The organism is Nocardia heshunensis, assembly GCF_054782115.1.
On record NZ_BAAGTC010000003.1, the window covers coordinates 927,027 to 950,776 of the forward strand.

The window sequence follows — 23,750 nt, forward strand, 5'->3', positions numbered from 1 at the left end:
ATGATTCTGGATCCACCCGCACTGACCAGTCCAAGGTATAAATATGATCGGACTCATCACTGAGAGTGACTAATCGGGTGAACCTTCAACAGTTGCGCTATGTCGTCGCCGTCGCCGAGACGGGCAGTTTCACCAGGGCCGCGGCCGACCGATTCGTCGTGCAGTCCGCGCTCAGCCAGCAGGTGCGCAAGCTCGAAGACGAACTCGGGGTGCGGCTTTTCGAACGCACCACCCGCTCGGTCGCCCTGACACCGATCGGCCGGGCGCTGCTCCCGCAGATCCGGCAGGTGCTGGCGGGGGTGGAGCAACTCACCGTCGACGCACAAGCGCTGCGCGGCACCATCCGCGGCCGGTTGACGGTCGGGCTCATGGAGGTCCCTCCGGAGATTCTGGATGTGGCCGCACTCATGGCCACCTTCCACACCCGCTACCCCGAGGTGAGCGTGACCCTGCGCAGCGGCGGCAGCGATCTGCTCGTCGCTGCGGTACGCGATCGCAAACTCGACGTCGCCATCGTGGGACTGGCCGTCGAATCTGCCACGGCCCGAGTCGAATTCACACCGCTGTTCACCGAATCACTGGTCGCTGTGCTGCCCGCGGGTCATCTGCTCGCGGCCGAATCATCGGTCTCTGCGTACGAATTGGCGGAGTACCCCTTCATCGACTTCCCGCCCGGCTACGGCCTGCGCCACGAGACCGATCGCGGATTCACCGGCACGACAAGGCATGTCGCGTTCGAGGTGACCCGGGTCGAGCAGGTCGTCCAATTCGTCTGCCAGGGCTTGGGCGTGGCGCTGCTCCCCGAGTCGGTGGCCCGCACCAACGCCGACCGCGAGACCGGCCTGACCCTGCGCCCGGTCACCGGCGTCGAACTACAGCGGCAAGTCAACCTCGTGGTCCCCCGCGCTCCGGCGGGCACCGCCGCGTGCCGGGCCTTCCTCGGCTGTGTGCACGAGTGGTCATCGGTTGGGGCTGCTCGCGGGGCTATCGATTCTCGGTGATTGCAACGCTCTGATCGTCGCGGGCGAGCCCGCACACTCGATCGCGGGAGGGCATGCGGGATCACCGACGCGGACGAAGAGGGACCATGCGGATCGAGCAGCTCGAGTATGTCCAGGCCGTGACCAGGTTGGGGTCGTTGCGACGCGCGGCGGAAGAACTGCACGTGTCGCAGCCGGCGTTGAGCGAGACGCTGCGGAATCTGGAACGTGAACTGGGCGTGGAGTTGCTGGACCGGCGGCGATCGGGTGCTCGCATCAGTGATCAGGGCCGGGAATTGCTGCCGCATATCGCACAGGTGCTGGATGCGGTGGACCTGTTGCGGCGTGCGGCCGACGAACAGCATCGGGTCAGCCGGATGGTGCGGGTGGGAACGGTCAACGCGGCGACCGTGTCGTTGGTGCTGCCCGCGATCCGCGAGTTCCGGGACGCACATCCGCGGACGCAGGTCGAGGTGGTCGACGCGCAACAGGCCGAGATCCATACGGCGTTGCGGGAGGGCAGTTTCGATCTCGGGCTCGTGAACTACCTGCACGGAGACGATCTCGCGCCGGAGTTCCACAGCACCGAGTTGCTCCGTGGGCGACCGGTCGTCTGCGTCCGGTCCGACAGCCGCCTGGCCCGCCTACCCGCGGTCGGGGTCGAGGATCTGCTCGACGAGCCGTTGATCGTGATGCGGTCGGGATATGTGATGCACCGGTTCGTCCACCGGCTGCTCGACGGGCGGCAGCCGTTGTTCTCCTACTCCACCGACGGCGCCGAAATGGGAAAGATCATGGTGGCGAAGGGATTGGGCGCCACCATACTTCCCGATTACAGCATTTCCGGTGATCCGCTCGAGGAAAACGGTGTGATCACCTCGCGCCCGCTCGATTGCCGCACCACCGAGGTGCTGCTCGTGGCGCAGCGGCGCAAATCGACGGTGCCCCCGCACGCGGCGCGCACGTTGCACGACGTACTGGTCAGGCGGGCCGTATCACTCGGGACGCGGGCGGCCTGAGCACGGCTTCGCGGCGTGGCAGGGAAATCCTATCGTGGCATCCAAAATGCCTGTTGGACAACATATTTCAACAATTCTAGGCTGGTGGTCATGATCGACGAGAGCTGTTGTTCCAGCGCTTCCTGAGCGCGCGAGCCCCGCGCGCGGGAATTCCGTCTTCCTCTCCCTACTTTCGATGGAGTATCACTGTGTCCGCGGATCCTGAAATCGATATCGCCTCAGAGCCTGTGAAATTCGCGTATTGGGTGCCGAATGTGAGCGGCGGTCTCGTTGTCAGCAATATCGAGCAGCGCACCGACTGGAGCTACGAGTACAACAAGAAGCTGGCCGTGCTGGCCGAGAACAACGGCTTCGAGTACGCATTGAGCCAGGTGCGGTACATGGCCAGCTACGGCGCGGCCTACCAGCACGAGTCGACCAGTTTCAGTCTCGCGCTGCTGTTGGCTACCGAACGGCTCAAGGTCATCGCCGCCGTCCATCCCGGCCTGTGGCAGCCGGCGGTGCTGGCCAAGCTGCTCGCCACCGCCGATCACCTCTCCGGCGGCCGGGCGGCGGTGAATGTGGTGAGCGGCTGGTTCAAGGGCGAGTTCACCGCGCTCGGGGAGCCCTGGCTCGAGCACGACGAACGCTACCGGCGCTCGGAGGAATTCATCGAGGTGCTGCGCAAGAGCTGGACCGAGGACTCGGCCCAGTTCGCGGGCGACTTCTACCGGCTGCGCGGTTACGACCTCAAACCCAAACCGATCTCGGCGCCCGGACGCCCGCATCCGGAGATCTTCCAGGGCGGCAATTCGACCGCGGCGCGCGCCATGGCCGGGCGCGTGTCGGACTGGTATTTCAGCAATGGCAAGGACTTCGACGGCATCACCGAGCAGATCACCGAGGTGCGTGCCTCGGCCGCCGAGCACGGGCGGACAGTGCGGTTCGGGCTCAACGGATTCCTCATCGCCCGCGACACCGAGGCCGAGGCCCGCGAGACCCTGCGTGAGATCGTCGCCAAGGCCGATCCCGAGGCCGTCGAGGGGTTCCGCGGAGCGGTGCAGCAGGCCGGCAACTCCACCGGCGACAAGCGCGGCATGTGGGCCGATTCCACCTTCGAGGATCTCGTGCAGTACAACGACGGTTTCCGTTCCAAGCTCATCGGAACCCCCGAGCAGATCGCGCACCGGATCGTGGAGTACAAGAAGCGCGGAGTGAACCTGCTGCTGCTGGGCTTCCTGCACTATCACGAGGAAGTCGAGTACTTCGGCAAGCATGTGCTGCCGATCGTGCGCGAGCTGGAGGCCGAATTCGCGTCCGGTGCGGGCACTCGCGAGCCGGTGGCGGTGGCGCGATGACCACCGTCGAGGCGAAGACCACCACCGATGCCGAACTCGACGCGATCTTCGGCCCGATCTTCGAGCGCATCGCCGCGGGCGCGGTCGACCGCGAGACCGACCGGCGACTGCCGTTCGAGGAGATCGGGTGGCTGCGCGACGCGAAGTTCGGCGCGCTGCGCGTGCCGGTCGAGTTCGGCGGCTACAGCGTCACGGTGCGTCAGCTCTTCCGTCAGCTCATCGCTTTGGCTGCGGCGGAATCGAATCTGCCCCAAGCCCTCCGGGTGCACTTCTCCTTCGTCGAAGACCAACTGCTGGCCGAGCCCGGACCCGAGCGGGAGCGCTGGTTGCGGGCGGCGGCCGACGGGACGCTGGTCGGCAATGCGATCACCGAGCCCGGGGTCGGCGCGGTCGACCGCTATCGCACCCGGCTCACCCGGGACGGCGAGCGGTGGCGGCTCAACGGCACCAAGTACTACAGCACCGGCTCGCTGTACGCGGATTACATTCTGGCGGCTGCGGATCGAGACGGTGAGCGGGTCGGCGTACTGGTCGACGCCGCGGCCGACGGGGTGCGGCAACACGACGACTGGGACGGGTTCGGACAGCGGCTCACCGCCAGCGGCACCACCGAATTCACCGACGTGGTGGTGACCGACGAACGAATTCTCGGACCCGGATACGGCGCCCCCGGCCCCACCTACGCGACGGCCTACCTGCAGCTGGTGCAACTGGCGGTGCTGGCCGGGATCGCCCGGCGCGCGGAAAGCGATGCCCGCGCATGGGTGTCCGCGCGCACCCGCGGCTACACCCATTCGGTCGCGGATTTGCCGCGCCAGGATCCCTTGGTGCAGCAGGTAATCGGGCGGCTCTCGGCCGCCGCGTTCGCCGCCGAGGCGAGTGTGCTGGCGGTCGCCGATGTACTCGACACGGTGCTGGCCGCGGGCGCGAAGGACGAAGAGCAGGTGGTGGCGGCCGAACTCGCCGCCGCCCGGGCCCAACTCGCGGTCATCGACCTGGTGCTGCCCGCGACCACGCTGCTGTTCGAGGTCGGTGGCGCGTCCGCGGTGTCGGAGCGGCTGCGGCTGGACCGGCACTGGCGCAACGCCCGCACCATCTCGGTGCACAATCCCGCCATTCAGAAGGCCCGCGCGATCGGCGACCATCTGCTCAATGACACGGCATTGCCGTTCGCGTGGAGCGCGGGCGAGCGCGCACCGGCCCCGGAGACCGTGCGATGACCCGCCGGATCCGGTTCAACGCCTTCGACATGAACTGCGTGGCCCATCAATCCCCGGGCCTGTGGCGGCATCCGCAGGACCAGTCACACCGCTACAAGGAGCTCGGCTACTGGACCGAGCTGGCGAAGCTGTTGGAGCGCGGGCGATTCGACGGCATCTTCATCGCCGACGTGCTGGGCACCTACGACGTCTACGGCGGCGACGATATCGCCGCGCTGCGTCAGGGCGCGCAGATCCCGGTGGCCGATCCGCTGCTGCTGGTCTCGGCGATGGCCGCGGTCACCGAGCATCTGGGTTTCGGGATCACCACCGGCACCGGATTCGAGCATCCGTATCCGTTCGCGCGTCGGCTGTCCACCCTCGATCACCTGACCAGTGGACGGCTGGGCTGGAACGTGGTGACCGGGTATCTGCCTTCGGCCGCAAGGAATTTCGGCGCTGACGATCAACTCGATCACGATGAGCGCTACAACCAGGCCGACGAATACCTCGAGGTGCTCTACAAGCTCTGGGAGGGTTCCTGGGAAGACGACGCGGTGGTGCGCGACGCGGCCCGCGGCGTCTACGTCGATCCGGCGAAGGTTCATCACATCGGGCACCGCGGCACGCACTACACCGTGCCGGGCATCCACCTGTCCGAACCGTCACCGCAACGCACACCGGTGATCTACCAGGCCGGAGCCTCGCCGCGCGGGGTGCGCTTCGCCGCCGAGAACGCCGAGGCCATCTTCGTCGCCGGACCCTCCAAACGCATACTGGCACAGACTGTTTCCCGGATCCGGGACGCACTCGAGGCCGCGGGCCGGGGCCGCTACGCCGCCCGGATCTACGCGCTCGCGACCATCATCACCGATGCCACCGACGACGACGCGCGCGCCAAACACGACGAGTACCTGTCCTACGCCAGCGTGGAGGGCGGTCTGGTGTTCATGTCGGGCTGGATGGGCATCGACCTGTCGACCTACGACCTGGACGACCCGATCGGTCAGGTGCAGAGCAACGCCATCCAGTCGGCGGTCGCCGCGTTCCAGGAGTTCGATGACGACGGCCGGGAATGGACCGTGCGGGATATCGGACGATGGGCGGGCATCGGCGGGATGGGGCCGGTCTTCGTCGGCTCCGGGTCCACGGTCGCCGACCAGCTGCAGGACTGGGTGGACGCCACCGATGTGGACGGCTTCAACCTGGCCTACGCCATCACCCCCGGAAGTTTCGAAGACATTGTGCGCCATGTCGTTCCGGTCCTCACCGCACGCGGCGCGTACGCGGCCGACTACGCGCCGGGCACCCTGCGCAACGCCTTGTTCGGCGCGGGCGACCGGCTGCCACCGCAGCATCGCGGCGCGAGCTACCGCCTCGGCGGCGCCGCGTCGACCGCACTGACCGACACGGAGTCCCGGCCGGGATCCCGCACAGAACAGGAGATTCACGCATGACCGCAGCACAGCGCTCCACCCGGTCGGCCGCCGTGATCGGCGCCGGGCAGACCGGCGTCACCGCGGCCCTCGGCCTGCTCGACGCCGGATTCGACGTCACCCTCTACAGCGACCGCGATCAGCGCGCGCTGCGCGACGACGTCCCGGCCACCGGCACCGCCCTCGAGTTCGGCGAAACCCAGCAGGCCGAAACAGCTCTCGGGCTCGACACGTACACCGCCCGCGCACCCCGCCACACCGGCCTGAGCGTGCGCATCGCCGGGCCCGAGCGCGAGGAGCTCATCGCCTTCGACGGGCACTTCGACGGCTATGTCGGCGTGGCGGTCGACACCAGACTCAAGGCCGACGAGCGATTGACCGCCTTCCAGGAACGCGGCGGCCGTTTCGTCGTGGACCAGGTGACGCCCGAATCGCTCGACACCATCGCCGGCGCAGCCGATCTCACGCTGGTCGCCACCGGGCGAGGCGGGCTGTCGCAGCTGTTCGCGGTCGACGAGTCCCGCAGTCCCTATGCCGCGCCGCAACGTTCGCTGCTCACCGTCACGGTCACCGGGCTCGGCCACGACCCGGGCGTGTTCGCCCATCGCAGCCGCGCGGGCGGCGCGCACAGCGGATTCTCCATCTTCGCCGACCAGGGTGAGGGCTGGTGGGGGCCGTATCTGCACAAGGACGCGGGCCCCAGCTGGGCCTCCCTGGGCTGGGCCCGGCCCGGCAGTGACTGGGAAAAGCGTTTCGCCGCAGCCGATTCCGCGGACACCGCGTTGCGGATCGTGCGTGAGCTCTACCGCGACTACATCGACTGGGACCTGCCCGAGGTGCTCGCCGCGCAGGTGATCGCCGAGGATCCGCACTCCTGGCTGAAAGGCGCGGTGCGGCCGGTGGTTCGCGCCGGGTCCGGGCGCACCGCCGGCGGTCATGTGGTGGCCTCTCTCGGCGACACCGCGGCGGCCCACGATCCGATCGCCGGGCAGGGCGCGCAGAGCGGGCTGATCCAGGCGCAACGGCTCGTCGCGGCAGCGGCCGTGCACGACGGACCGTTCGACCAGGACTGGATCGATCGCCGATACCAGGAGTTCCTGGCCGCGCGCGGGGATGCGGCGAATCGGGTGACCCGGCTGTTCCTCGGCGATCCCGAACTCGCCGAGATCGGCAATCAGCTGTTCGCCGCGGCCGCGGTGGACGGGCGCGTCGCCTCGGCGCTGGTCGGCCTGCTGCATCGGCCGCAACCGCTGCTGGGCATCGATTCCGTCGAGACGGCAGGACGATTCATCACCGAGGTCACCGGGGAGGACGCGAGCGCCCTGCTGGCCCGCTTCGCACCCGCCGGGCGATTCGACCGCTCCGCCTTCGCCGATCACCTCGCCACCGCCTGACCCACCGCCCCGAAGGAGTCCGCCATGAGCACGACCGGAAAACCTTGGCGCACAGCATGACCGAGATCGCTGATCGGGTGGTCGCCGCGGACGTGATCGCCGACGCCGAACAGGCGTTGGCGGTCGCGACGCGGCTCGCCGCCCGCTTCGCCGCCGGCGCGGCCGAACGCGACGCACACCGGCTGCTGCCGCGCGCCGAGCTGGACGAGCTGTCCGCCAGCGGGCTGCTCGGCATCACCGTGCCGCGCGAATTCGGGGGCGCGGAGCTGCCGACCGCCGTGGTGGTGGAGGTGTTCCGGCTGCTCGCGGCCGCCGACCCCAATATCGCGCAGATCCCGCACAGTCACTTCGTGTACGTGAACGCATTGCGCGAGAACGGAACCGAAGAGCTGCAGCGTTTTCTGTTCGGAGAGGTGCTGGCGGGCAGGCGGTTCGGCAATGCGCAATCCGAGGCGGGCACCAAGCACGTACAGGACTATCGCACCCGGTTGCGGGCGCACCCGGACGGCGGATACGTCCTCGACGGGGTGAAGCACTATTCGACCGGTGCGCTGTTCGCGCACTGGATTCCGGTGCTGGCCAAGAACGACGACGACAAGATCGTGGTCGCCTACACCCCCGCCACCGCCGACGGCCTGACCGTCGTCGACGACTGGGACGGCATGGGGCAGCGCACCACCGCCAGCGGCACCGTGCGCCTCGACGGCGTCCGAGTGCCCGCCGATCACGTTGTGCCGCACCACCTCACGTTCACGGGTCCGCAGCTCTACGGTGCGCGAGCGCAAGTCCTGCACGCCGCGATCGATACCGGTATCGCCCGCGGGGCGCTCGAGGAGGCGGCCGAGTTCGTCCGGACCCGCAGCAGACCGTGGTTCGAGGCAGGCGTGGAGCAGGCCGCCGAGGATCCGCTCACGATCCAGCGATTCGGCGAACTCGAGGTCACCGTCCGCGCCGCCGAGGCGCTACTGGCCGTGGCAGGCCAGACCATCGACCGGTCCCATGCCGACCTCGACACCGAGAGCGCCGCGGCCGCGTCCATCGCCGTCGCCACCGCGAAAGCCGCCGCCGATCGGGCCGCGATCGAGGTGACCAACGCGCTGTTCGAGGTCTCGGGCACGCGCTCGGCATCGGATTCGCTGAACCTGCACCGGCATTGGCGCAACGCCCGCACCCACACCCTCCACGACCCGATCCGCTGGAAGTTCCAGCACATCGGTCGCTACCTGCTCGCCGGCACGCCGCCACCGCGGCACGGCGTCCTCTAAAGGAGCCTTCCATGCCCACCCTGATCGTCCTGTCCGGCAGCCCGTCAGCGACCTCACGGACCGCGGCCCTGTCGGAGCATCTGGCCAGGCGCCTGCGCGGTGACGGCCACACCGTCACCACCGTGCGGGTGCGGGATCTGCCCGCGCACGCGCTCCTGCACGCCGACGCCACCCATCCCGAGATCGCGGCGGTGGCCGCGGCCATCGCCGAGTCCGACGGCGTGGTCGTCGCCTCGCCGGTGTACAAGGCGGCCTACAGCGGGCTGCTCAAGACCTTGCTGGATCTGCTGCCGCAGTTCGCGTTGGCGGGCAAGGTCGTTCTGCCGATCGTGACCGGCGGCAGCCCCGCACACGTCCTGGCGATCGACTACGCGCTGCGACCGGTGCTGTCCTCGCTCGGCGCCGACCACATCGTGCCCGGCTGGTTCGTGCTCGACCAGCACATCGAAACCGCCGCCGACGGCACCGCCGCGACCCTGGAAACCCGTGCCGCCGAAGCCCTGTACCCGATCGTCGACGCGTTCTCGGCCGCGCTGGCCGCCCGCCGGGCACCCGTCACCGCCTGATACGGAAGGTACGCCGGACATGTTGCGCTTCCACTGGTTCCTGCCCACCTACGGCGACAGCCGCTATCTCGTCGGCGGCGGTCACGGCACCGCGGTGACCGCCGCGAGCGGTGACCGCCAGGCCGACATCGGCTATCTGTCCCAAATCGTGCGCAGCGCGGAGCAATTGGGTTTCGAAGCGGCGCTCACCCCCACCGGCGCCTGGTGTGAGGACGCGTGGCTGACCACCGCGATCCTGGCCCGCGAATCCGAACGATTGAAGTTCCTGGTCGCCTTCCGCCCCGGACTGGTCTCCCCCACCCTCGCGGCCCAGATGGCCGCCACCTACCAGCGCCACACCGGGGGACGGCTGCTGCTGAACGTGGTGACCGGCGGCGAAGACCACGAACAACGCGCCTACGGCGACCATCTCGACAAGGAGCAGCGCTACCGGCGCGCCGACGAATTCCTCACCGTGCTCCGGCGACTGTGGGCCGGGGAACGAGTCACGTGGCAGGGCGAGCACATTCACGTCACCGACGCGGCGCTCGACCGAATCCCGCACCCGCGGCCCGACATCTACTTCGGCGGCTCCTCGGCCGCCGCGGGCCGGGTCGCCGCCCGGCACGTCGACGTCTACCTCACCTGGGGCGAACCGCCGGCGGCGGTCGCCGCCAAAATCGACTGGATCCGCGAACAGGCCGCCGACGCGGGCCGCACGCCACCCCGCTTCGGAATCCGATTGCACGTCATCAGCCGCGACAGCGCCGAACAAGCCTGGGCCGAAGCCGCCCGGCTGCTGGACGCGCTCGACCCCGCCGCCATCGCCACCGTGCAAGCCGGCCTGGCCCGCAGCGGATCCGAAGGCCAGCGCCGCATGCTGGCCCTGCACGGCGGCACCACCTCCGACCTCGAGGTCTCCCCGAATCTGTGGGCGGGAGTCGGACTCGTGCGCGGCGGCGCCGGGACCGCACTGGTCGGCAGTCACCGTGAGGTCGCCGAACGCATCGAGGAGTACCACGCGCTCGGCATCGACGAATTCGTGCTCTCCGGTCATCCGCACCTCGAAGAGGCGTACTGGTTCGGGGAGGGCGTCCTCCCGATCCTGCATCGAAAAGGGCTGTGGCAGCACCCATTCAGAACGGCCGACGCCTCGATCGCGGCGACGGTCCCGTTCGCCCGCTGACAATCCCCCGGGCGTGTCGCAGGACTTCGCTCGACGTCGCTGAGCGGTTGCCGGGTTCGGCTCACCGCAACTCTTATGGTCGTTCACCGCGCTGCCACGACATACCGTCGCCGAGTATGACCACTGAGCTGAGCACGCCGTTGAACGCGATCGTCGAGGCGACCGCGCAGGCCATCGCCGAGGATGCCGCCAAAGGCCGGGTGACCTTTCGCGCCGCGGGAACACCGGAAGGCACGGTGGGCAGCGCGATCGCCCTGGGGCAGTACACGGTTCGGGTGGACGAGCCGCCCGCCCTCGGCGGCGAGGGGAGCGCGCCGAACCCGGTCGAGGTGTATCTGGCCTCGCTGATCGCCTGCCAGGTGGTCACCTACCGCTTCTGGGCACAACGACTCGGTGTCACGGTCGAGGAACTGTCCATCGACGCCGAAGGAGATCTGGACGTGCGCGGATTCTTCGGCCTCGACGACACCGTGCGCCCCGGCTTCCAGGCGGTGCGCGTCACCGTCCGGATCAGCGGACCGGAAGCGGCCGAGCGCTATGCCGAACTGCAGCGGGTCGTGGACGCGCACTGCCCGGTCCTGGATCTCACCACCGGCCACACGCCGGTCGAAACCACCCTCGTCACACAGTAATTCACGCCGATCACCATCCGGAGGCCCCGATGACCGCAGCAGATCTCCCCGAAGACCCCACCGCCGCTTGGAGTTTCGAGACCAAGCAGATCCACGTGGGGCAGACCCCCGACGGCACGACCAACGCCCGTGCCCTGCCGATCTACCAGACCACCTCCTACACCTTCCGCGACACCGCCCACGCGGCAGCGCTGTTCGGGCTGGCCGAGCCGGGCAATATCTACACCCGCATCATGAATCCCACCCAGGACGCGGTCGAACAGCGCATCGCCGCGCTGGAAGGCGGTGTGGCCGCGCTGTTGCTGGCCTCGGGGCAGGCGGCGGAGACCTTCGCGATCCTCAATATCGCGGGCGCGGGCGATCACCTCGTGTCCAGCCCACGCCTCTACGGCGGCACCTACAATCTGTTCCGGTACACGCTGCCGAAGCTGGGCATCGAGGTGAGTTTCGTCGAGGACCCCGACGATCTCGAGCAGTGGCGCGCGGCGATCCGCCCGAACACCAAGGCCTTCTACGGCGAGACGATCTCCAACCCGCAGAACCACATCCTCGACATCCCCGGCATCGCGCAGGTCGCCCACGGTTCGGGCATTCCGCTCATCGTCGACAACACCGTCGCCACCCCCTATCTGATCCAGCCGTTCGCGCACGGCGCCGACATCGTCGTGCACTCGGCGACCAAGTATCTGGGCGGCCACGGCGCGGCCATCGCGGGCGTGATCGTCGACGGCGGCACCTTCGATTGGCGCGGTGGACGATTCCCCGGCTTCACCGAACCCGACCCCAGCTACCACGGTGTCGTCTACGCCGATCTCGGCGCACCCGCCTACGCGCTCAAGGCCCGCGTCCAACTCCTGCGCGATCTCGGCTCGGCGATCTCCCCGTTCAACGCCTTCCTCATCAGCCAGGGCCTGGAAACCCTCAGCCTGCGACTCGAACGGCACGTCAGCAATGCCCGAGCCGTCGCCGAATTCCTCACCGAGCGACCGGAAGTCACCTCCGTCTCCTACGCGGGCCTGCCCTCCTCCCCCTGGTACGAGCGCGGAAAGCAGCTGGCCCCCAAGGGAGTCGGCGCGATCATCGGCTTCGAACTCGCCGACGGCGTCGACGCCGGCAAGCGCTTCGTCGAGGCCCTCACCCTGCACAGCCACGTCGCCAACATCGGCGACGTACGCTCCCTGGTGATCCACCCCGCCTCCACCACCCACTCCCAACTCACCCCCGAACAACAACTCGCCGCCGGCGTCACCCCCGGCCTGGTCCGCCTCGCCGTCGGCATCGAAGGCATCGACGACATCCTCGCCGACCTCCGCACCGGCTTCGCAGCCCTGGAAGCCTGAACCATCCAGCGCCACCGAATAATTCACGACCGATTACCACCCCGGCGCAGCCGCAGACCTTCCGGCCTGCGGCTGCGCCGGGGTGCTCATGGGCGGGAGCGTGAGTTCCCGGGGCAGTTCGCATTCCCGGCTGTGAGCGCGACCTACGAGCATCGCCGTCACGACTCGACCGTCCCGGCGGGTTCACGGGACACGCGGCGCTCGGCCGCCAGCCGGACCGCGTCCATGATCTTCTCGTAACCGGTACAGCGGCAGAGGTTTCCGGCCAGCGCCTCGCGGATCTCGGTATCGGAGGGCCGTGCGACGCGCTCGATCAGGTCGTGTGTCTGCACGATCAATCCGGGCGTGCAGAAGCCGCACTGCACCGCACCGGCCTCCAGGAACGCCTCCTGGACCCCGTCCAGCTGCGATCCGGTGGCCAGGCCCTCGACCGTGCGCACCGACCGGCCTTCCACCTGGCCGGCCGCCACCAGGCAGCCGCACACCGGCGCGCCGTCCAGATACACGGTGCACGAACCGCATTCGCCTTGCTCGCAGGCGTTCTTGGAGCCCGACAGGCCGATCCGGTCGCGCAGCATGGAGAGCAGACTCTCGCCCGGCCATACCTCATCGACGATTTCGGGTGAGCCGTTGACAGTGAATGTGACGCGCATCGGGCCACGTCCTTTCGGTCGGGAAATCGAATTCCGGCCGCTCGCCGGAAGCCGCCACGCGCCAGAGGAATTGCACCGCGGCCACGGGCCCGAAGGGCCCCGCCTCCATTGCAGCACTCCCCTTTCGCGCGGGACAGCGCTCCGGTCTCCGAATCCCGCACCGCCACAACGGTGTCCGATTGTGCGTTCATCCAAGGGAACCGGCTGATAGCGTGGGTGATCGTGCTACTGGGTTCCGTGCTCACCATGACCGACCTGGGGCTCGAACTCGTCACCGGAGACTCGGCCCTGGATCGCGAGGTCCGATGGCTGGTCACGACGAATCTGCTCGAGCCCGGCCGCTACCTGTCCGGTGGCGAACTCGTGCTCACCGGACTGCACTGGCGACAGCATCCGGCCGACAGTGACGTGTTCGTGCGCGCGCTGGCCGCCGCCGGCGCCACGGCCCTGCTCGCGGGCCAGGCCAGATACGACGGGATTCCCGACGACGTCGTCGCAGCCTGTGACCGCCACGGGATTCCGCTGCTGCGGGTCCCGCGCGCGTTGAGATTCGAGATCATCACCGAACGCGTCAATCGCGAGCTGTCCACCGGCCGGGCCGGGGACCTCAGCGCCGTTCTCGATCGGCACCGCAGCCACCTGGCCGGCAATGGTCTCGCGCCCCTGCTGGAATTGGTCGAGCAGCATCTCGGCATCCGGTGCTGGATTCTCACCGCCACCGGACGGGTCGTGGCCGGAGCCGCGCTCGCGCCGCCCGAGGCCGCCACCGCGGCCTTCCTCACCGCCGCGACGCTGCCCACGGTGCTGCGCGACAACGGAATCGCCTACTCGATCCTCGCCGCCGACGAGGACGGCACGCCCCGGATTCTGGATCGGCTACTGGTCCTTGAGGGCGACTACGCCGAATGGCCTGACGAACATCGCACGCTGGCGCGCGAATTGGCCGCCTTGGTCGCCCAGCTGCGCACGCCGACCCCCGCGCAGGGGTCGGCGGACCAGCGGCTGATCGATCTCGTAGCCTCCGATCCCGCACCGGCACTGCTGAATTCGCAGCTACAGCCGGTCGGGCTGGGCAGCGAGGGGAAGTATGCCTCGGTGGCCCTCACCGGACTGCGCAACCGGTATCGCCACGAACTGGCGGGCCTGCTGCGCGAAATCCTCACCGGCGCGACACCGGTTGTCGGCCTGATCGCGGAAACGGCGGTGGCGTTGCTGCGCGCCGACAACAAAACTCTCGCCGCGCTCCCCCGCACCGTCGCCGCCCTGGCCGCCGGCCTCGACGGCGACCGGCTCTGCGTCGGGATCAGCGGCGCGGTGGCGGTCGAGGGCTTGCCCGGCGCGATCGAGGAGGCGCGCTACGCCTGCCGGATCGCCGCCGAGCACACCGAGCCCAGCCGAGTGGTCGGTCGCGACGAACTCGCCTCCAGGACAGCGTTGCTCGCCAGCGTGCCCGGGAACACGCGCCGCGACTTCCGGCGCGAGCTGCTCGAACCGCTGCTGGCCTATGATCGCGAGCACCGCGCCGACCTGCTCACCACCCTGGAGACCTTCCTCGACGTCTCCGGGTCCTGGGCCAAATGCGCCGCGACGATGTACCTGCACGTGAACACGGTGCGTTACCGCATTCAGCGCATCGAGGAGCTCACCGGCCGCGACCTGTCACGCTTCGAGGACCGCGTCGACTTCTATCTGGCACTGGCGCTGCGCTGACCGTCGGCCAGCGCGATATCGTGCGGCCGCAGGGGAACTCGCGGCAGGTCCAGACCGGTCGCGTCCCGCAGTGCGTTGAGAATCGCCGGGGTGGACGACAGGGTGGGCGGCTCACCGACGCCGTTGAGCCCGTAGGGCGAATCCGGATGCGCGAACTCGAACAGTGAGATCGGCATCGGCGGCACGTCCAGAATGGTGGGGATCAGATAGTCGGTGAACGACGGATTGCGCACCCGCCCACGTTCGTCCAGCAGGATCTCCTCCATCAGCGCCAAACCCAGTCCTTGTGCGCTGCCGCCTTCGATCTGGCCCTGCACCGCCAGCGGATTCATGGCCTTGCCGACATCCTGGGCGACGGCCAGCTCCACCACCCGCACCAGTCCCAGCTCCACGTCGACATCCACCACGGCCCGGTGCGCGCAGAACGCGAACGCGATGTGCGCATCGCCCTGTCCGCGTTCGGGATCGATGGCCTGGGTGGGGCGGTGGTGGTACTCGAATTCGGCCTCCACGCCGCCGGTCCCCAGCACATCGTGCAGGGTCGCGATCCTCGCGCCCGTCACCGCGTCGGCAATGGCGTTGTCACGCAGCACGAGTCCGTTCACCCGGTGCCCGGTGATCTCGGCGGCCCGGCGCAGTATCTCGCGCGCGACCTGCCTGCACGCACCCTGCACCGCACCCGCGGACATCCAGGTCATCCGCGAGGCCGACGCGGAACCGGCGTCGCCGATCCGGGTGTCGGCGGGCAGCACCACCACCCGGGAGACACCCAGTTCCGTGGTGGCGATCTGTGATTGGACCGTCGTGATCCCCTGACCGCATTCGGAGGCCGCGGTGTGAATCGAGACGACCGGCTCGCCAGCGGTGATCGACACCGCCACCCGTGCGGTCGAGATGTCGTCCACGCCACCGGAATAGCCGATCGCCTTGACGCCGACCGCGTACCCGACACCCCGGCGGATGCCCTCGCCGTGGGTGGTATTGCCGACGCCGCCCGGCAGCAGGCGCACATCGCCGCTGGTCGCCGCGGGCGGCAGCGGCCGGGTGCGCAGCGCCTCCAGTAGTTCCCGCACCGGCGCCGGGCCGTCGACCGGCTGACCGGTTGGCAGCACCGTCCCGGTGGTCATGGCATTGCGCAGGCGCAGTTCGAGCGGATCCATGCCGAGGGCGCGCGCGAGCTTGTCCATATTGGATTCGCAGCCGTAGGCCGATTGCACGGCGCCGAAACCGCGCATCGCCCCGCAGGGCGGATTGTTGGTGTAGACCGCCAGGCCGTCGATCTCGGCGTGCGGCACCTCGTAGGCGCCGGCGACGAAATAGGCGGCATTGGCGATCACCACCGGTGAGGTGGAGGTGTACGCGCCGCCGTCGAGCAGCAGCCGGGCCTTGACGTAGACGAGTTTTCCGTCGCGGGTCGCGCCGTGCTCGTAGTACATCGTGGCCGGATGGCGGTGCACGTGGCCGAAGAACGATTCGTAGCGGTTGTAGACCATCTTCACCGGTCTGCCCAGCCGCAGCGCCAGCATGCAGGCGTGCACGTGGACCGACAGATCCTCGCGCCCGCCGAAGGCTCCGCCCACACCCGCCATGGTCAAACGCACCTGTTCGGGCGGCAGCGCCAGGCAGGGCGCGAGTTGCTCGAGATCCTTGTGCAGCCACTGCGAGGACACGTACAGCTCGACGCCGCCGTCCTCGGCGGGTACCGCGAGACCGGATTCGGGCCCGAGGAACGCCTGGTCCTGCATGCCGACCTCGTACTCGCCGGTGACGACGACCTCGGCGGCGGCGCGCGCCCGCGTCATATCGCCGTGCCGAATCTTCACGTGCCGCACCAGGTTCGGGCCGTCGTGCAGGCGCTCGGCGGCGGGGTCGAGGGCGTGTTCGGGGTCGGTGAGCGGATCGAGTTCCTCGTAGTCGACGACCACCAATTTCGCGGCGCGCCGGGCGATTTCGGGGTCATCGGCCGCCACCAGCGCCACCGGCTCGCCCTGATAGCGCACCCGATCGATGGCCAGGACCGGCTGATCGGCGATCTTCATGCCGTAGGTCTTCGCGCCGGGGACGTCCTCGTGGGTGAGCACCGCGTGCACGCCGTCCACGGCCAATGCCTTGCTCACGTCGATGGATCGGATGCGCGCGCTGGCGTACGGGCTGCGCACCGTGGTCGCCCACACCATGCCCTCGAGCCAGAGGTCCGAGGAGTAGGCGAATTCACCGGTGACCTTGAGCAGGCCGTCGGGGCGGCGGGCGCTGGCCCCGACGCCGAGCCCGGCGCTGGTCTGCGAGCCCCGCACCAGCGGGTGGGTCCCGCTGTAGGCGGTCGGAACATGGTGGGTGTCAATGGCTTCGAGCATGGCCGCGAGCTCCTGCGCTGTGAGGCGTCTGGGCGACGCCGGGAATCGGAACAGGTCGCCCGGCCCATCCCCGTGACGAGCACCCGCCGCGGCCTGCGGCGCATTCCGACCGGAACCTGCCGAGAAGTCTATCCGCGGTGCCTCTAGGATTGCATGTAATATTCGATATTCATCCAGGAGGGCCACCATGGCGGAATCGCCTGTCCCGGAGGCCATCCCCTCCGCCGCACTGCTCACCGACAGCATCCACGAGGTGCTCAAGACCGCGATCTTCCGCAATCAGCTCGCGCCGGGAACACCGTTGAGCGTGCCGGAGCTGGCCCGCCAGCTCGCGGTCAGCCGCACCCCGGTGCGAGAAGCGGTGCAGCGGTTGATCTATGAGGGCCTGGCCGTGCACGCACCGCATCGCGGCGCCCAGGTGAGCCGGGTCGACCTGGACGACCTGCGCGAACTGTACGTGGTGCGCGAGTCCCTGGAGGGCCTGGCCGCCCGCCTGGCCACCGAGCGGCTCGACACCGCCCGCCTGCACACGCTGCGCGCGATCATCGACGAGCACGAGCACGCGCTGGCCGTCGGCGCGGACCAGGCCACCCACATCGAGCTGGATGTGCGCTTCCACCGGACGGTGCGCGAGATCGCCGGAAACCCGCACCTGAGCGCGGCGTTGGAGCCCATCGCGGGCCGCTCGCACATCGCGCTGCACTCGCTGTGGCGCAATGCCGACGCCCCGCGACTGGCCCTCGACGAGCACGCCCAGATCGTGGCGGGCATGGCCACCGGCGATCCGGAGCTGGCCGAGACCGCGGCCCGCCGCCACATTTCGCGGCTGCGAATACGCTTGTCCCAAGCCAAGTTCCGCGAAGCCCCGCGCGCGGGACGGGCCCGGCGGCACAAGCCGGTGCTCACCGGCGACCAGACCCCCGCAACGCCCGACGGCCCGGCACGAGATCGTGCGCGGGCCGCCGGGACGAACTCCTAGCCCTCAGCCGAGAGCCGCCTCCTCGGCCCACGCCGAGGGGGTGTACCCGCTGTAGTGATCGGCGTGGGAGTTGGTGGCCGAGGCCTGCGGCACCTCACCGCGCAGATAGGCCTCCGCCTCGGCCTGATCCTTCGGCGGCGGGGTCGGGGCCAGCCCGAGCAGCTTGGCCATATTGTTGCCCAGGTAGCCCTCGAGATCGTCCTCGGACAGGTTCAACCCCTGCGGCGGCTCGTGGCAGAGCACCTCGAGCTCGCGCGCCCACATGCCCGGCTCGTTGGGCGGCGAGTCGGTGCCGAAGACCATCTTGGACTTCTTCATCTCCTTGGCGAACTCCACGATCCGCGATTGCAGCAGCCAGCCGGATTCACCGATGACATTCTGCGAATCCTGGATCATCCAGAACGCCTCGAAGCAGTAGACGCCGCCGGTCTGGATGCCGAAGTGCCCCAGAATGAAATTCACGTTGGGGAACTCGCGAATGATCGGATAGAACTGCGTGGGAATGGAATACGGGCCGTCACCGGTATGGATCAGCACCGTCACGCCCAGCTCGTCGCACACGCGCAGGGCCGGGCGCAGCCAGTCCAGCGCCCGATCGGGGCGGTAGGAGTGCATGTTCGCGTGCAGCTTCATCATTTTGTAGCCGTGCTCACGCACATGGAAGGCCAATTCGGCGGCGCCGTTCTCCGGGCCGAATCGCGGGTTGTAGATGAAGTTTCCGATGAAGCGGTCCGGATAGTTCTGCACCAGCGAGGTGATGTAGGCCTGGTAGTCGCGAATGCCTTCGCGGCCGCTGCGATTGCCTTCCCGCCAGGCGGTGTTGCCCGGCGGCGGCATGATGCAGCTGACATCCACCCGGCGCGGTTTGCCGTTGATCCAGAACGGTCCGTCCATCATCTTCAGGACGCGTTCGCCGGTGAACGGCTCACCGGTGTGACGCCACGCCTCGTCCACGAGGTTGGTCGGATGGACATGGGTATCGATGATCACAGTGATTCTCCTCGATCGGGTCGGGATTGAATCCCCGGCCGCGAATCACACGCACCTACGGGCCCACCGGATCTCACGGTGGTCGAGCCGGCCCGACCGGCGGCTCGATAGCACGAGTGGACCACAGCGACCGCGACGGCGTCAACGGATTGCATGTAATTTCAGCTCGAGACGGTTCAAAGTATGTCCAGCTCAGTGGCTTTCAGACCGTCGAGACCGTGTGATCTTGGTCAATATTCGGCGTTGACAAAGGACTCGGCCCCCGGTTTACATGTATATGCGGCTGAGCCACTCGCTCGGCGGCACTGCCGGTGACCTCCCGACTTGGGTTAAACCGTTCGGCTGACACCAGGATTCGCTTCCTGGTCCGGGAGCGCGACTCCCGTTCGCCTACGGATGTGGCGGCCCGAGCGGCCGCCCGGGAAAGGCCCAGGCGGCTATGACTTCCTCCGAACTGCCGACGTCCACGACGCCGGCTTCCCCCACCCCGCATTGCGATCTGCTGCTCACCGGCGGCACGGTGATCACCATCGACGACACGCGCACCGTGTACGAACACGGCACCGTCGCGATCCGCGGATCCCGCATCGTCGCTGTCGGGCCCGATGACCAATTCCTCGACTGGCACGCCGATTCCGTGCTCGATTGCCGCGGCCGCGCGGTGTTGCCGGGCCTGATCGACGGGCACAACCACCTGGCCCAGGCGCTGGCCCGCGGGCTCGGGGAGGGCATGTCCATCGTGCCCTGGCTGTGCGAGTTCATGTGGCCCTATTCCATCGCCATGACGCCGGCGGACGCCCTCGCCGCCACCCGGCTCGGCGTGGTGGAGGCGCTGCGGGCGGGCACCACGACCATCATCGAAAACCATTACGCGCCCAGCGATCTCGAGACGACCATGGCGGTCGCCGGCATCATCGAGGGCGCCGGGCTGCGCGGTGCGGTGGCGCGCGGGATGCTCGGCGACCGCACCGAGGTGGCGGCCCGGCGGGGCCAGCCCGACGGATTGTTCCGCTACGACACCGCGAGCGAAGTGGCCATGACGCGGGAGGCGATGCAACAGCGTCCACGCGGCTCCAAGGTCGAGATATGGCCCGCCGCATTGAATCTCACGTACGTGGACCAGGAGCTCGTGCGCCGGTGCGTGGAACTGGCCGCGGAGTTCGACACCCATTGGCACACCCACTGCTGTGAGAGCAGCAGCGATCCGACCGGCTATCTCGACGCCTACGGGGTACGGCCGGTGCAATGGCTGGCCAAGACCGGGCTGTTGGATCGGCGCGCCACCCTCGCGCACGCCATCTGGCTCGACGCCGAGGAGATCGAACAGGTCGGCGTGGCGGGGGCGAAGATCGCCCACAATCCGTCGTCCAATGCCTATCTCGCTTCGGGCACAGTGCGTTTGGCCGAACTACGCCGCCACGGCGCCACCGTGGCGCTGGGCAGTGACGGGCCCAGCTGCGGACACCGCCAGGATCTGTTCGAGGCCATGAAGCTCGCGGTCTACGCACAACGGCTGGCCACCCTGGACCCCACCGCCTGCCGCGCCGAGGACGCCCTCGAGCTCGCGACCCGCGAAGGCGCGGCCTACGCCGGGATCGACGCCGGGGTGCTGGCCCCGGGAAAACTGGCCGACATCATCGTCGTCGCGCTCGACCGGCCCCACGTGCGCCCCGTGCACAATCCCGTGAGCTCCCTGGTCTATTCGGCACGCGGGTCCGATGTGGAGACCACCATCGTCGACGGCCGCATCGTCTACCAGCACGGCCGCTGCCTGCTCATCGACGAGGACGCCGCGATCGAGGAGGCCGGGTTCCGGGCCGAGGAGCTGATCGCGCGGAGCGGTATGCGTGCCCTGCGCGCGCCACTCGCCCGCTGATCCCCCACGGCCCCAGCCTCTTTCGATCCTCCAGCTCTGCACGACGTCGTCCGCCGCGTCGTATCCGCTCGTCCAGGAGTCCCCCATGAACACCCCGTTCCTTCGCCGGCGCAGTCGGTCCACCACACCGCGCGACCCCGTCGATTCGATGCCCCCGATCCGGCACCTGGTGCCCCTCGCCCTACAGCACGTGATCGTCGCCTACTCCGGCATGGTCACGGTGCCTTTGGTCATCGGCGCGGGCCTGGGCCTGTCCCCCGCGCAGGTCACCACGCTGGTCACGGCGAATGTTCTGGTCAGCGGCTTCGCGACCCTGTTGCAGACCCTCGGGGTGTTCAATGTCGGTGTCCGGCTGCCCATCGTGATGGGTTCCACCTTCACCGGCATCACCCCGGCCATCATCGTCGGCGGCAACGCCGGACTGCCCGCCGTGTTCGGCGCGACCATCGTGGTCGGTGTGCTCACCTGGCTGATCGCGCCGTGGTTCGCCAAGCTGGCGCCCTATTTTCCGCCGATCGTGACCGGCACGACCATCGCCATCATCGGCTTCTCCCTGCTGCCCTCGACCTCGCGGCTGATCGCGGGAGCGACGACGGCCGCCGATCACGGTGCGCCGAAAAGGCTGCTGCTCGCCCTCGGCACCGTGGTTCTGGTGGTGCTCATCGAACGGGTGGCGCGTCCGGCCATCGGCCGCTTCGCCATTCTCATCGCCTTGCTGACCGGCACACTGGTGGCCTGGCCGCTCGGTCTCACCGACTTCTCGGCCACCCGCAGCGCCCCCATAGTCGGTCTGGCACATCCGTTTTCGTTCGGCGCGCCCGTCTTCGCGGTGGCCGCCATCCTGCCCATGCTCGTGGTGCAGGTGGTGAACATGGTGGAATCCACCGGCGACACCTTCGCCACCGGAGAGATCGTGGGCCGCGAACTCGGACCGCGCGATATCGCCCGGGCGCTGCGCGCCGACGGGGTCGGGACGGCATTGGCGGGAGTGTTCAGCTCCTTCACCTTCGTCACCTTCGGCGGCAACGTCGGCCTGGTCAGCATCACCCGGGTGATGAGCCGCTACGTCGTCGCCACCGCCGGATTGATCCTGGTGATCATCGGGTTGATGCCCAAACTCGGCGCGGTGGTGGCCTCGCTGCCGGGGCCGGTACTGGGCGGCATCGGGATCGTCATGTTCGGCACCCTGGGCGCGATCGGCGTGAAGTTCATGCTCGCAGCCGATTTCAGTCGGCCACGCAATCACCTGATCGTGGCCATCGCTTTCGGGTTCGGCCTCATGCCGGTGGGCGCTCCCGATTTCTACGCACACCTGCCCATCGCCCTGCAGACCGTGCTGTCGAGCGGGATCGCCGCGGGCGGCATCGCCGCGTTCCTGCTGAATCTGCTGCTCAATGGAGTGCAGCGCCCGGCGACGTCGCAGCCGCACACCGAATCGATTCCCGCGCAACCGAATCCGGCGAGCTGAGCGTGCCATGACCCTCGACAAGCCCGACCGCCCCGCCGCCGCTGCCGGCGCGCGGAGCGCCGTCGACGAGCGCATGCCCTTCTGGCACACGGTATTGCTCGGATTGCAGCACACCCTGGTCATGTACGCCGGTGCGGTGGTGGTGCCCATCGTGGTCGGCACCGCCCTCGGCTTGGACGCCGACCGGATCGCCGATCTGGTGAGCATCGATCTCGTGCTCGCCGGGGTGGGAACGCTGCTGCAGGCGGGCGGGCTGTGGCGCTTCGGGATCCGCATGCCGCTGGTCGTGGGCGCGGCCTCGAGCGGCATCGTGCCGATGATCGCGGTCGGCCAGAGCCGCGGGCTCCCCACCGTGTACGGGTCACTGCTCGTCGCGGGTGCGGTCTGGGTGCTCGTCGCACCGTATTTCAGCCTGCTGCTGCGCCTGTTCCCCGAGGTCGTGACCGGCACCGTGATCACGCTCATCGGGCTGACGCTCATTCCGGTCGGTATCCGGCTCGTCGCCGGATCCGACCCGGGCGCAGGCGATTACGGCGGGCTCGGCCGGCTGGCGCTGGCGGCGGCGACGATGGCGCTGATGGTGGTGTTCCGGCGGATGCTGCGCGGGTTGCTGGGCCAGTTGTCGATCCTGCTGGCGCTGGTCGCCGGTGCGGTGGCCGGGTGGGCGAGCGGGATCGGTTCCCTGGCCCACGTCGGTGACGGGCCGGTGGTCGGGCTGATGGGTCCGATGCACTTCGGCGCACCGCGGTTCGACCTGCCCTCGGTCCTGCTGTTCCTGGTCATCGTCTTCGTCCTCATGGTCGAGGGTTCGGGCCAGGGGCTCGCGGTCGGCCGGGTGGTCGGCACGCCGGTGGGGCCCGGCGATATCGCGCGGTTGCTGCGCGTGGACGGGCTGATGACACTGTGCAGCGGATTCTGTAATGGGTTCGTGTACACCACTTTCGGGCAGAACATCGGCCTGATCGCGCTGACCCGGGTGCGCAGCCGCTATCCGGTGGTGGTGGTCGGCGTGCTGCTCATCGGGTGCGGAGTGCTTCAGCCGGTCGGTCGGGTGGCGGCCGCGATTCCCTCGCCGGTGATCGGCGCGGCCGCGATCATGACCTTCGGGGCGCTGACCGTGTCGGGCATCCAAATCCTCGCGCGGGTCGATTTCGAGAGCTCCGCGAATCTGACCATCGTCATGCTGTCGCTGGGCGTGGGGCTGGTGCCCGCGTTCGCCCCGCACGTCTACCGGCAGTTGCCCGACTTCGCCGAGATGTTCCTCGACAGCGGAGTGGCGACGGGCACGCTGCTCGCGATCGGGCTCAACGCGGTATTCCATCCCCGCCCGGCACCGCTCGCCGAGCCGGAGCCGTCGACCGGTTGACCCGCGCGGATTCCCCTGCTG

19 protein-coding genes are annotated in these 23,750 nt (G+C 68.8%); 16 read left to right on the forward strand and 3 right to left on the reverse strand.

Annotated features, from left to right (window positions below; all coding sequences use genetic code 11):
- Positions 1 to 77 precede the first annotated feature (77 nt).
- From ACYVN4_RS11190 to ACYVN4_RS11240, 11 genes are all read left to right on the forward strand, one after another.
- Positions 78 to 1,001 (forward strand): LysR family transcriptional regulator, encoded by a 924-nt coding sequence (locus tag ACYVN4_RS11190; protein WP_460719979.1) that lies wholly within the window; start codon positions 78 to 80, stop codon positions 999 to 1,001.
- An 86-nt stretch (positions 1,002 to 1,087) separates the two neighbouring features.
- Complete coding sequence (locus ACYVN4_RS11195) at positions 1,088 to 1,999, forward strand: LysR family transcriptional regulator (RefSeq protein WP_460719981.1); 912 nt, start codon at positions 1,088 to 1,090, stop codon at positions 1,997 to 1,999.
- Positions 2,000 to 2,226: 227 nt separating this feature from the next.
- The gene (gene sfnG / locus ACYVN4_RS11200; protein WP_460719982.1) at positions 2,227 to 3,336 is read left to right on the forward strand and encodes a dimethylsulfone monooxygenase SfnG; all 1,110 of its coding nucleotides are present in this window, start codon (positions 2,227 to 2,229) and stop codon (positions 3,334 to 3,336) included.
- Positions 3,333 to 4,556: an acyl-CoA dehydrogenase family protein gene (locus ACYVN4_RS11205; protein WP_460719984.1), complete on the forward strand. Its 1,224-nt coding sequence runs from the start codon at positions 3,333 to 3,335 to the stop codon at positions 4,554 to 4,556. Before sfnG ends, ACYVN4_RS11205 begins: the two co-directional genes overlap by 4 nt.
- Positions 4,553 to 5,992, forward strand: coding sequence for an LLM class flavin-dependent oxidoreductase (locus ACYVN4_RS11210; RefSeq protein ID WP_460719986.1), 1,440 nt, complete (start codon positions 4,553 to 4,555; stop codon positions 5,990 to 5,992). The genes ACYVN4_RS11205 and ACYVN4_RS11210 overlap by 4 nt, the downstream gene beginning before the upstream one ends.
- The gene (locus ACYVN4_RS11215; protein WP_460719988.1) at positions 5,989 to 7,365 is read left to right on the forward strand and encodes a styrene monooxygenase/indole monooxygenase family protein; all 1,377 of its coding nucleotides are present in this window, start codon (positions 5,989 to 5,991) and stop codon (positions 7,363 to 7,365) included. The genes ACYVN4_RS11210 and ACYVN4_RS11215 overlap by 4 nt, the downstream gene beginning before the upstream one ends.
- A 56-nt stretch (positions 7,366 to 7,421) precedes the next feature.
- Positions 7,422 to 8,630: an SfnB family sulfur acquisition oxidoreductase gene (locus tag ACYVN4_RS11220; protein ID WP_460719990.1), complete on the forward strand. Its 1,209-nt coding sequence runs from the start codon at positions 7,422 to 7,424 to the stop codon at positions 8,628 to 8,630.
- A gap of 11 nt (positions 8,631 to 8,641) precedes the next feature.
- The gene (gene ssuE / locus ACYVN4_RS11225; RefSeq protein WP_460719992.1) at positions 8,642 to 9,196 is read left to right on the forward strand and encodes an NADPH-dependent FMN reductase; all 555 of its coding nucleotides are present in this window, start codon (positions 8,642 to 8,644) and stop codon (positions 9,194 to 9,196) included.
- Positions 9,197 to 9,215: 19 nt separating this feature from the next.
- The gene (locus ACYVN4_RS11230; RefSeq protein ID WP_460719994.1) at positions 9,216 to 10,361 is read left to right on the forward strand and encodes an LLM class flavin-dependent oxidoreductase; all 1,146 of its coding nucleotides are present in this window, start codon (positions 9,216 to 9,218) and stop codon (positions 10,359 to 10,361) included.
- 116 nt (positions 10,362 to 10,477) lie between these two features.
- Positions 10,478 to 10,993 (forward strand): OsmC family protein, encoded by a 516-nt coding sequence (locus ACYVN4_RS11235; protein ID WP_460719996.1) that lies wholly within the window; start codon positions 10,478 to 10,480, stop codon positions 10,991 to 10,993.
- 29 nt (positions 10,994 to 11,022) lie between these two features.
- The gene (locus tag ACYVN4_RS11240; protein WP_460719998.1) at positions 11,023 to 12,333 is read left to right on the forward strand and encodes a bifunctional o-acetylhomoserine/o-acetylserine sulfhydrylase; all 1,311 of its coding nucleotides are present in this window, start codon (positions 11,023 to 11,025) and stop codon (positions 12,331 to 12,333) included.
- Between the two features lie 158 nt (positions 12,334 to 12,491).
- On the opposite strand, the gene ACYVN4_RS11245 is transcribed toward ACYVN4_RS11240, so the two are convergent.
- Positions 12,492 to 12,986, reverse strand: coding sequence for a (2Fe-2S)-binding protein (locus ACYVN4_RS11245; RefSeq protein WP_460720000.1), 495 nt, complete (start codon positions 12,984 to 12,986; stop codon positions 12,492 to 12,494).
- 222 nt (positions 12,987 to 13,208) lie between these two features.
- Between ACYVN4_RS11245 and ACYVN4_RS11250 the strand changes: the two genes are divergently transcribed.
- A complete protein-coding gene (locus ACYVN4_RS11250; RefSeq protein WP_460720002.1) occupies positions 13,209 to 14,696 on the forward strand; it encodes a PucR family transcriptional regulator in 1,488 nt (495 codons plus the stop codon).
- Here the strand turns inward: ACYVN4_RS11250 and pucD are convergent.
- A complete protein-coding gene (gene pucD, locus ACYVN4_RS11255) occupies positions 14,672 to 17,050 on the reverse strand; it encodes a xanthine dehydrogenase subunit D (protein WP_460720004.1) in 2,379 nt (792 codons plus the stop codon). The genes ACYVN4_RS11250 and pucD overlap by 25 nt on opposite strands.
- 187 nt (positions 17,051 to 17,237) lie before the next feature.
- Here pucD and ACYVN4_RS11260 point away from each other — a divergent pair, with 187 nt between their 5' ends.
- Positions 17,238 to 18,029, forward strand: coding sequence for a GntR family transcriptional regulator (locus tag ACYVN4_RS11260; RefSeq protein WP_460720006.1), 792 nt, complete (start codon positions 17,238 to 17,240; stop codon positions 18,027 to 18,029).
- 3 nt (positions 18,030 to 18,032) lie between these two features.
- Here ACYVN4_RS11260 and ACYVN4_RS11265 read toward each other — a convergent pair whose 3' ends face one another.
- Positions 18,033 to 19,019, reverse strand: a complete 987-nt coding sequence (locus ACYVN4_RS11265) for an amidohydrolase family protein (protein ID WP_460720008.1) — start codon at positions 19,017 to 19,019, stop codon at positions 18,033 to 18,035.
- A gap of 439 nt (positions 19,020 to 19,458) precedes the next feature.
- Here ACYVN4_RS11265 and ACYVN4_RS11270 point away from each other — a divergent pair, with 439 nt between their 5' ends.
- The 3 genes from ACYVN4_RS11270 (at position 19,459) to ACYVN4_RS11280 (ending at position 23,729) form a co-directional block, all read left to right on the forward strand.
- On the forward strand, positions 19,459 to 20,895 hold the full coding sequence (locus tag ACYVN4_RS11270; protein ID WP_460720010.1) for an amidohydrolase family protein: 1,437 nt from the start codon (positions 19,459 to 19,461) through the stop codon (positions 20,893 to 20,895).
- 85 nt (positions 20,896 to 20,980) lie between these two features.
- Entirely contained in the window at positions 20,981 to 22,363 is a 1,383-nt protein-coding gene (locus tag ACYVN4_RS11275) for a nucleobase:cation symporter-2 family protein (protein WP_460720012.1), read from the forward strand.
- A gap of 7 nt (positions 22,364 to 22,370) precedes the next feature.
- Positions 22,371 to 23,729: a nucleobase:cation symporter-2 family protein gene (locus ACYVN4_RS11280; protein WP_460720014.1), complete on the forward strand. Its 1,359-nt coding sequence runs from the start codon at positions 22,371 to 22,373 to the stop codon at positions 23,727 to 23,729.
- Positions 23,730 to 23,750 lie beyond the last annotated feature (21 nt).

Coding starts and splice junctions, on each gene's coding strand:
- ACYVN4_RS11195 (WP_460719981.1), top strand. CDS start 1,088: ATGCGGATCGAGCAGCTCGAGTATGTCCAGGCCGTGACCAGGTTGGGG.
- ACYVN4_RS11205 (WP_460719984.1), top strand. CDS start 3,333: ATGACCACCGTCGAGGCGAAGACCACCACCGATGCCGAACTCGACGCG.
- ACYVN4_RS11210 (WP_460719986.1), top strand. CDS start 4,553: ATGACCCGCCGGATCCGGTTCAACGCCTTCGACATGAACTGCGTGGCC.
- ACYVN4_RS11215 (WP_460719988.1), top strand. CDS start 5,989: ATGACCGCAGCACAGCGCTCCACCCGGTCGGCCGCCGTGATCGGCGCC.
- ACYVN4_RS11220 (WP_460719990.1), top strand. CDS start 7,422: ATGACCGAGATCGCTGATCGGGTGGTCGCCGCGGACGTGATCGCCGAC.
- ssuE (WP_460719992.1), top strand. CDS start 8,642: ATGCCCACCCTGATCGTCCTGTCCGGCAGCCCGTCAGCGACCTCACGG.
- ACYVN4_RS11230 (WP_460719994.1), top strand. CDS start 9,216: ATGTTGCGCTTCCACTGGTTCCTGCCCACCTACGGCGACAGCCGCTAT.
- ACYVN4_RS11235 (WP_460719996.1), top strand. CDS start 10,478: ATGACCACTGAGCTGAGCACGCCGTTGAACGCGATCGTCGAGGCGACC.
- ACYVN4_RS11240 (WP_460719998.1), top strand. CDS start 11,023: ATGACCGCAGCAGATCTCCCCGAAGACCCCACCGCCGCTTGGAGTTTC.
- ACYVN4_RS11245 (WP_460720000.1), bottom strand. CDS start 12,986: ATGCGCGTCACATTCACTGTCAACGGCTCACCCGAAATCGTCGATGAG.
- pucD (WP_460720004.1), bottom strand. CDS start 17,050: ATGCTCGAAGCCATTGACACCCACCATGTTCCGACCGCCTACAGCGGG.
- ACYVN4_RS11260 (WP_460720006.1), top strand. CDS start 17,238: ATGGCGGAATCGCCTGTCCCGGAGGCCATCCCCTCCGCCGCACTGCTC.
- ACYVN4_RS11270 (WP_460720010.1), top strand. CDS start 19,459: ATGACTTCCTCCGAACTGCCGACGTCCACGACGCCGGCTTCCCCCACC.
- ACYVN4_RS11275 (WP_460720012.1), top strand. CDS start 20,981: ATGAACACCCCGTTCCTTCGCCGGCGCAGTCGGTCCACCACACCGCGC.
- ACYVN4_RS11280 (WP_460720014.1), top strand. CDS start 22,371: ATGACCCTCGACAAGCCCGACCGCCCCGCCGCCGCTGCCGGCGCGCGG.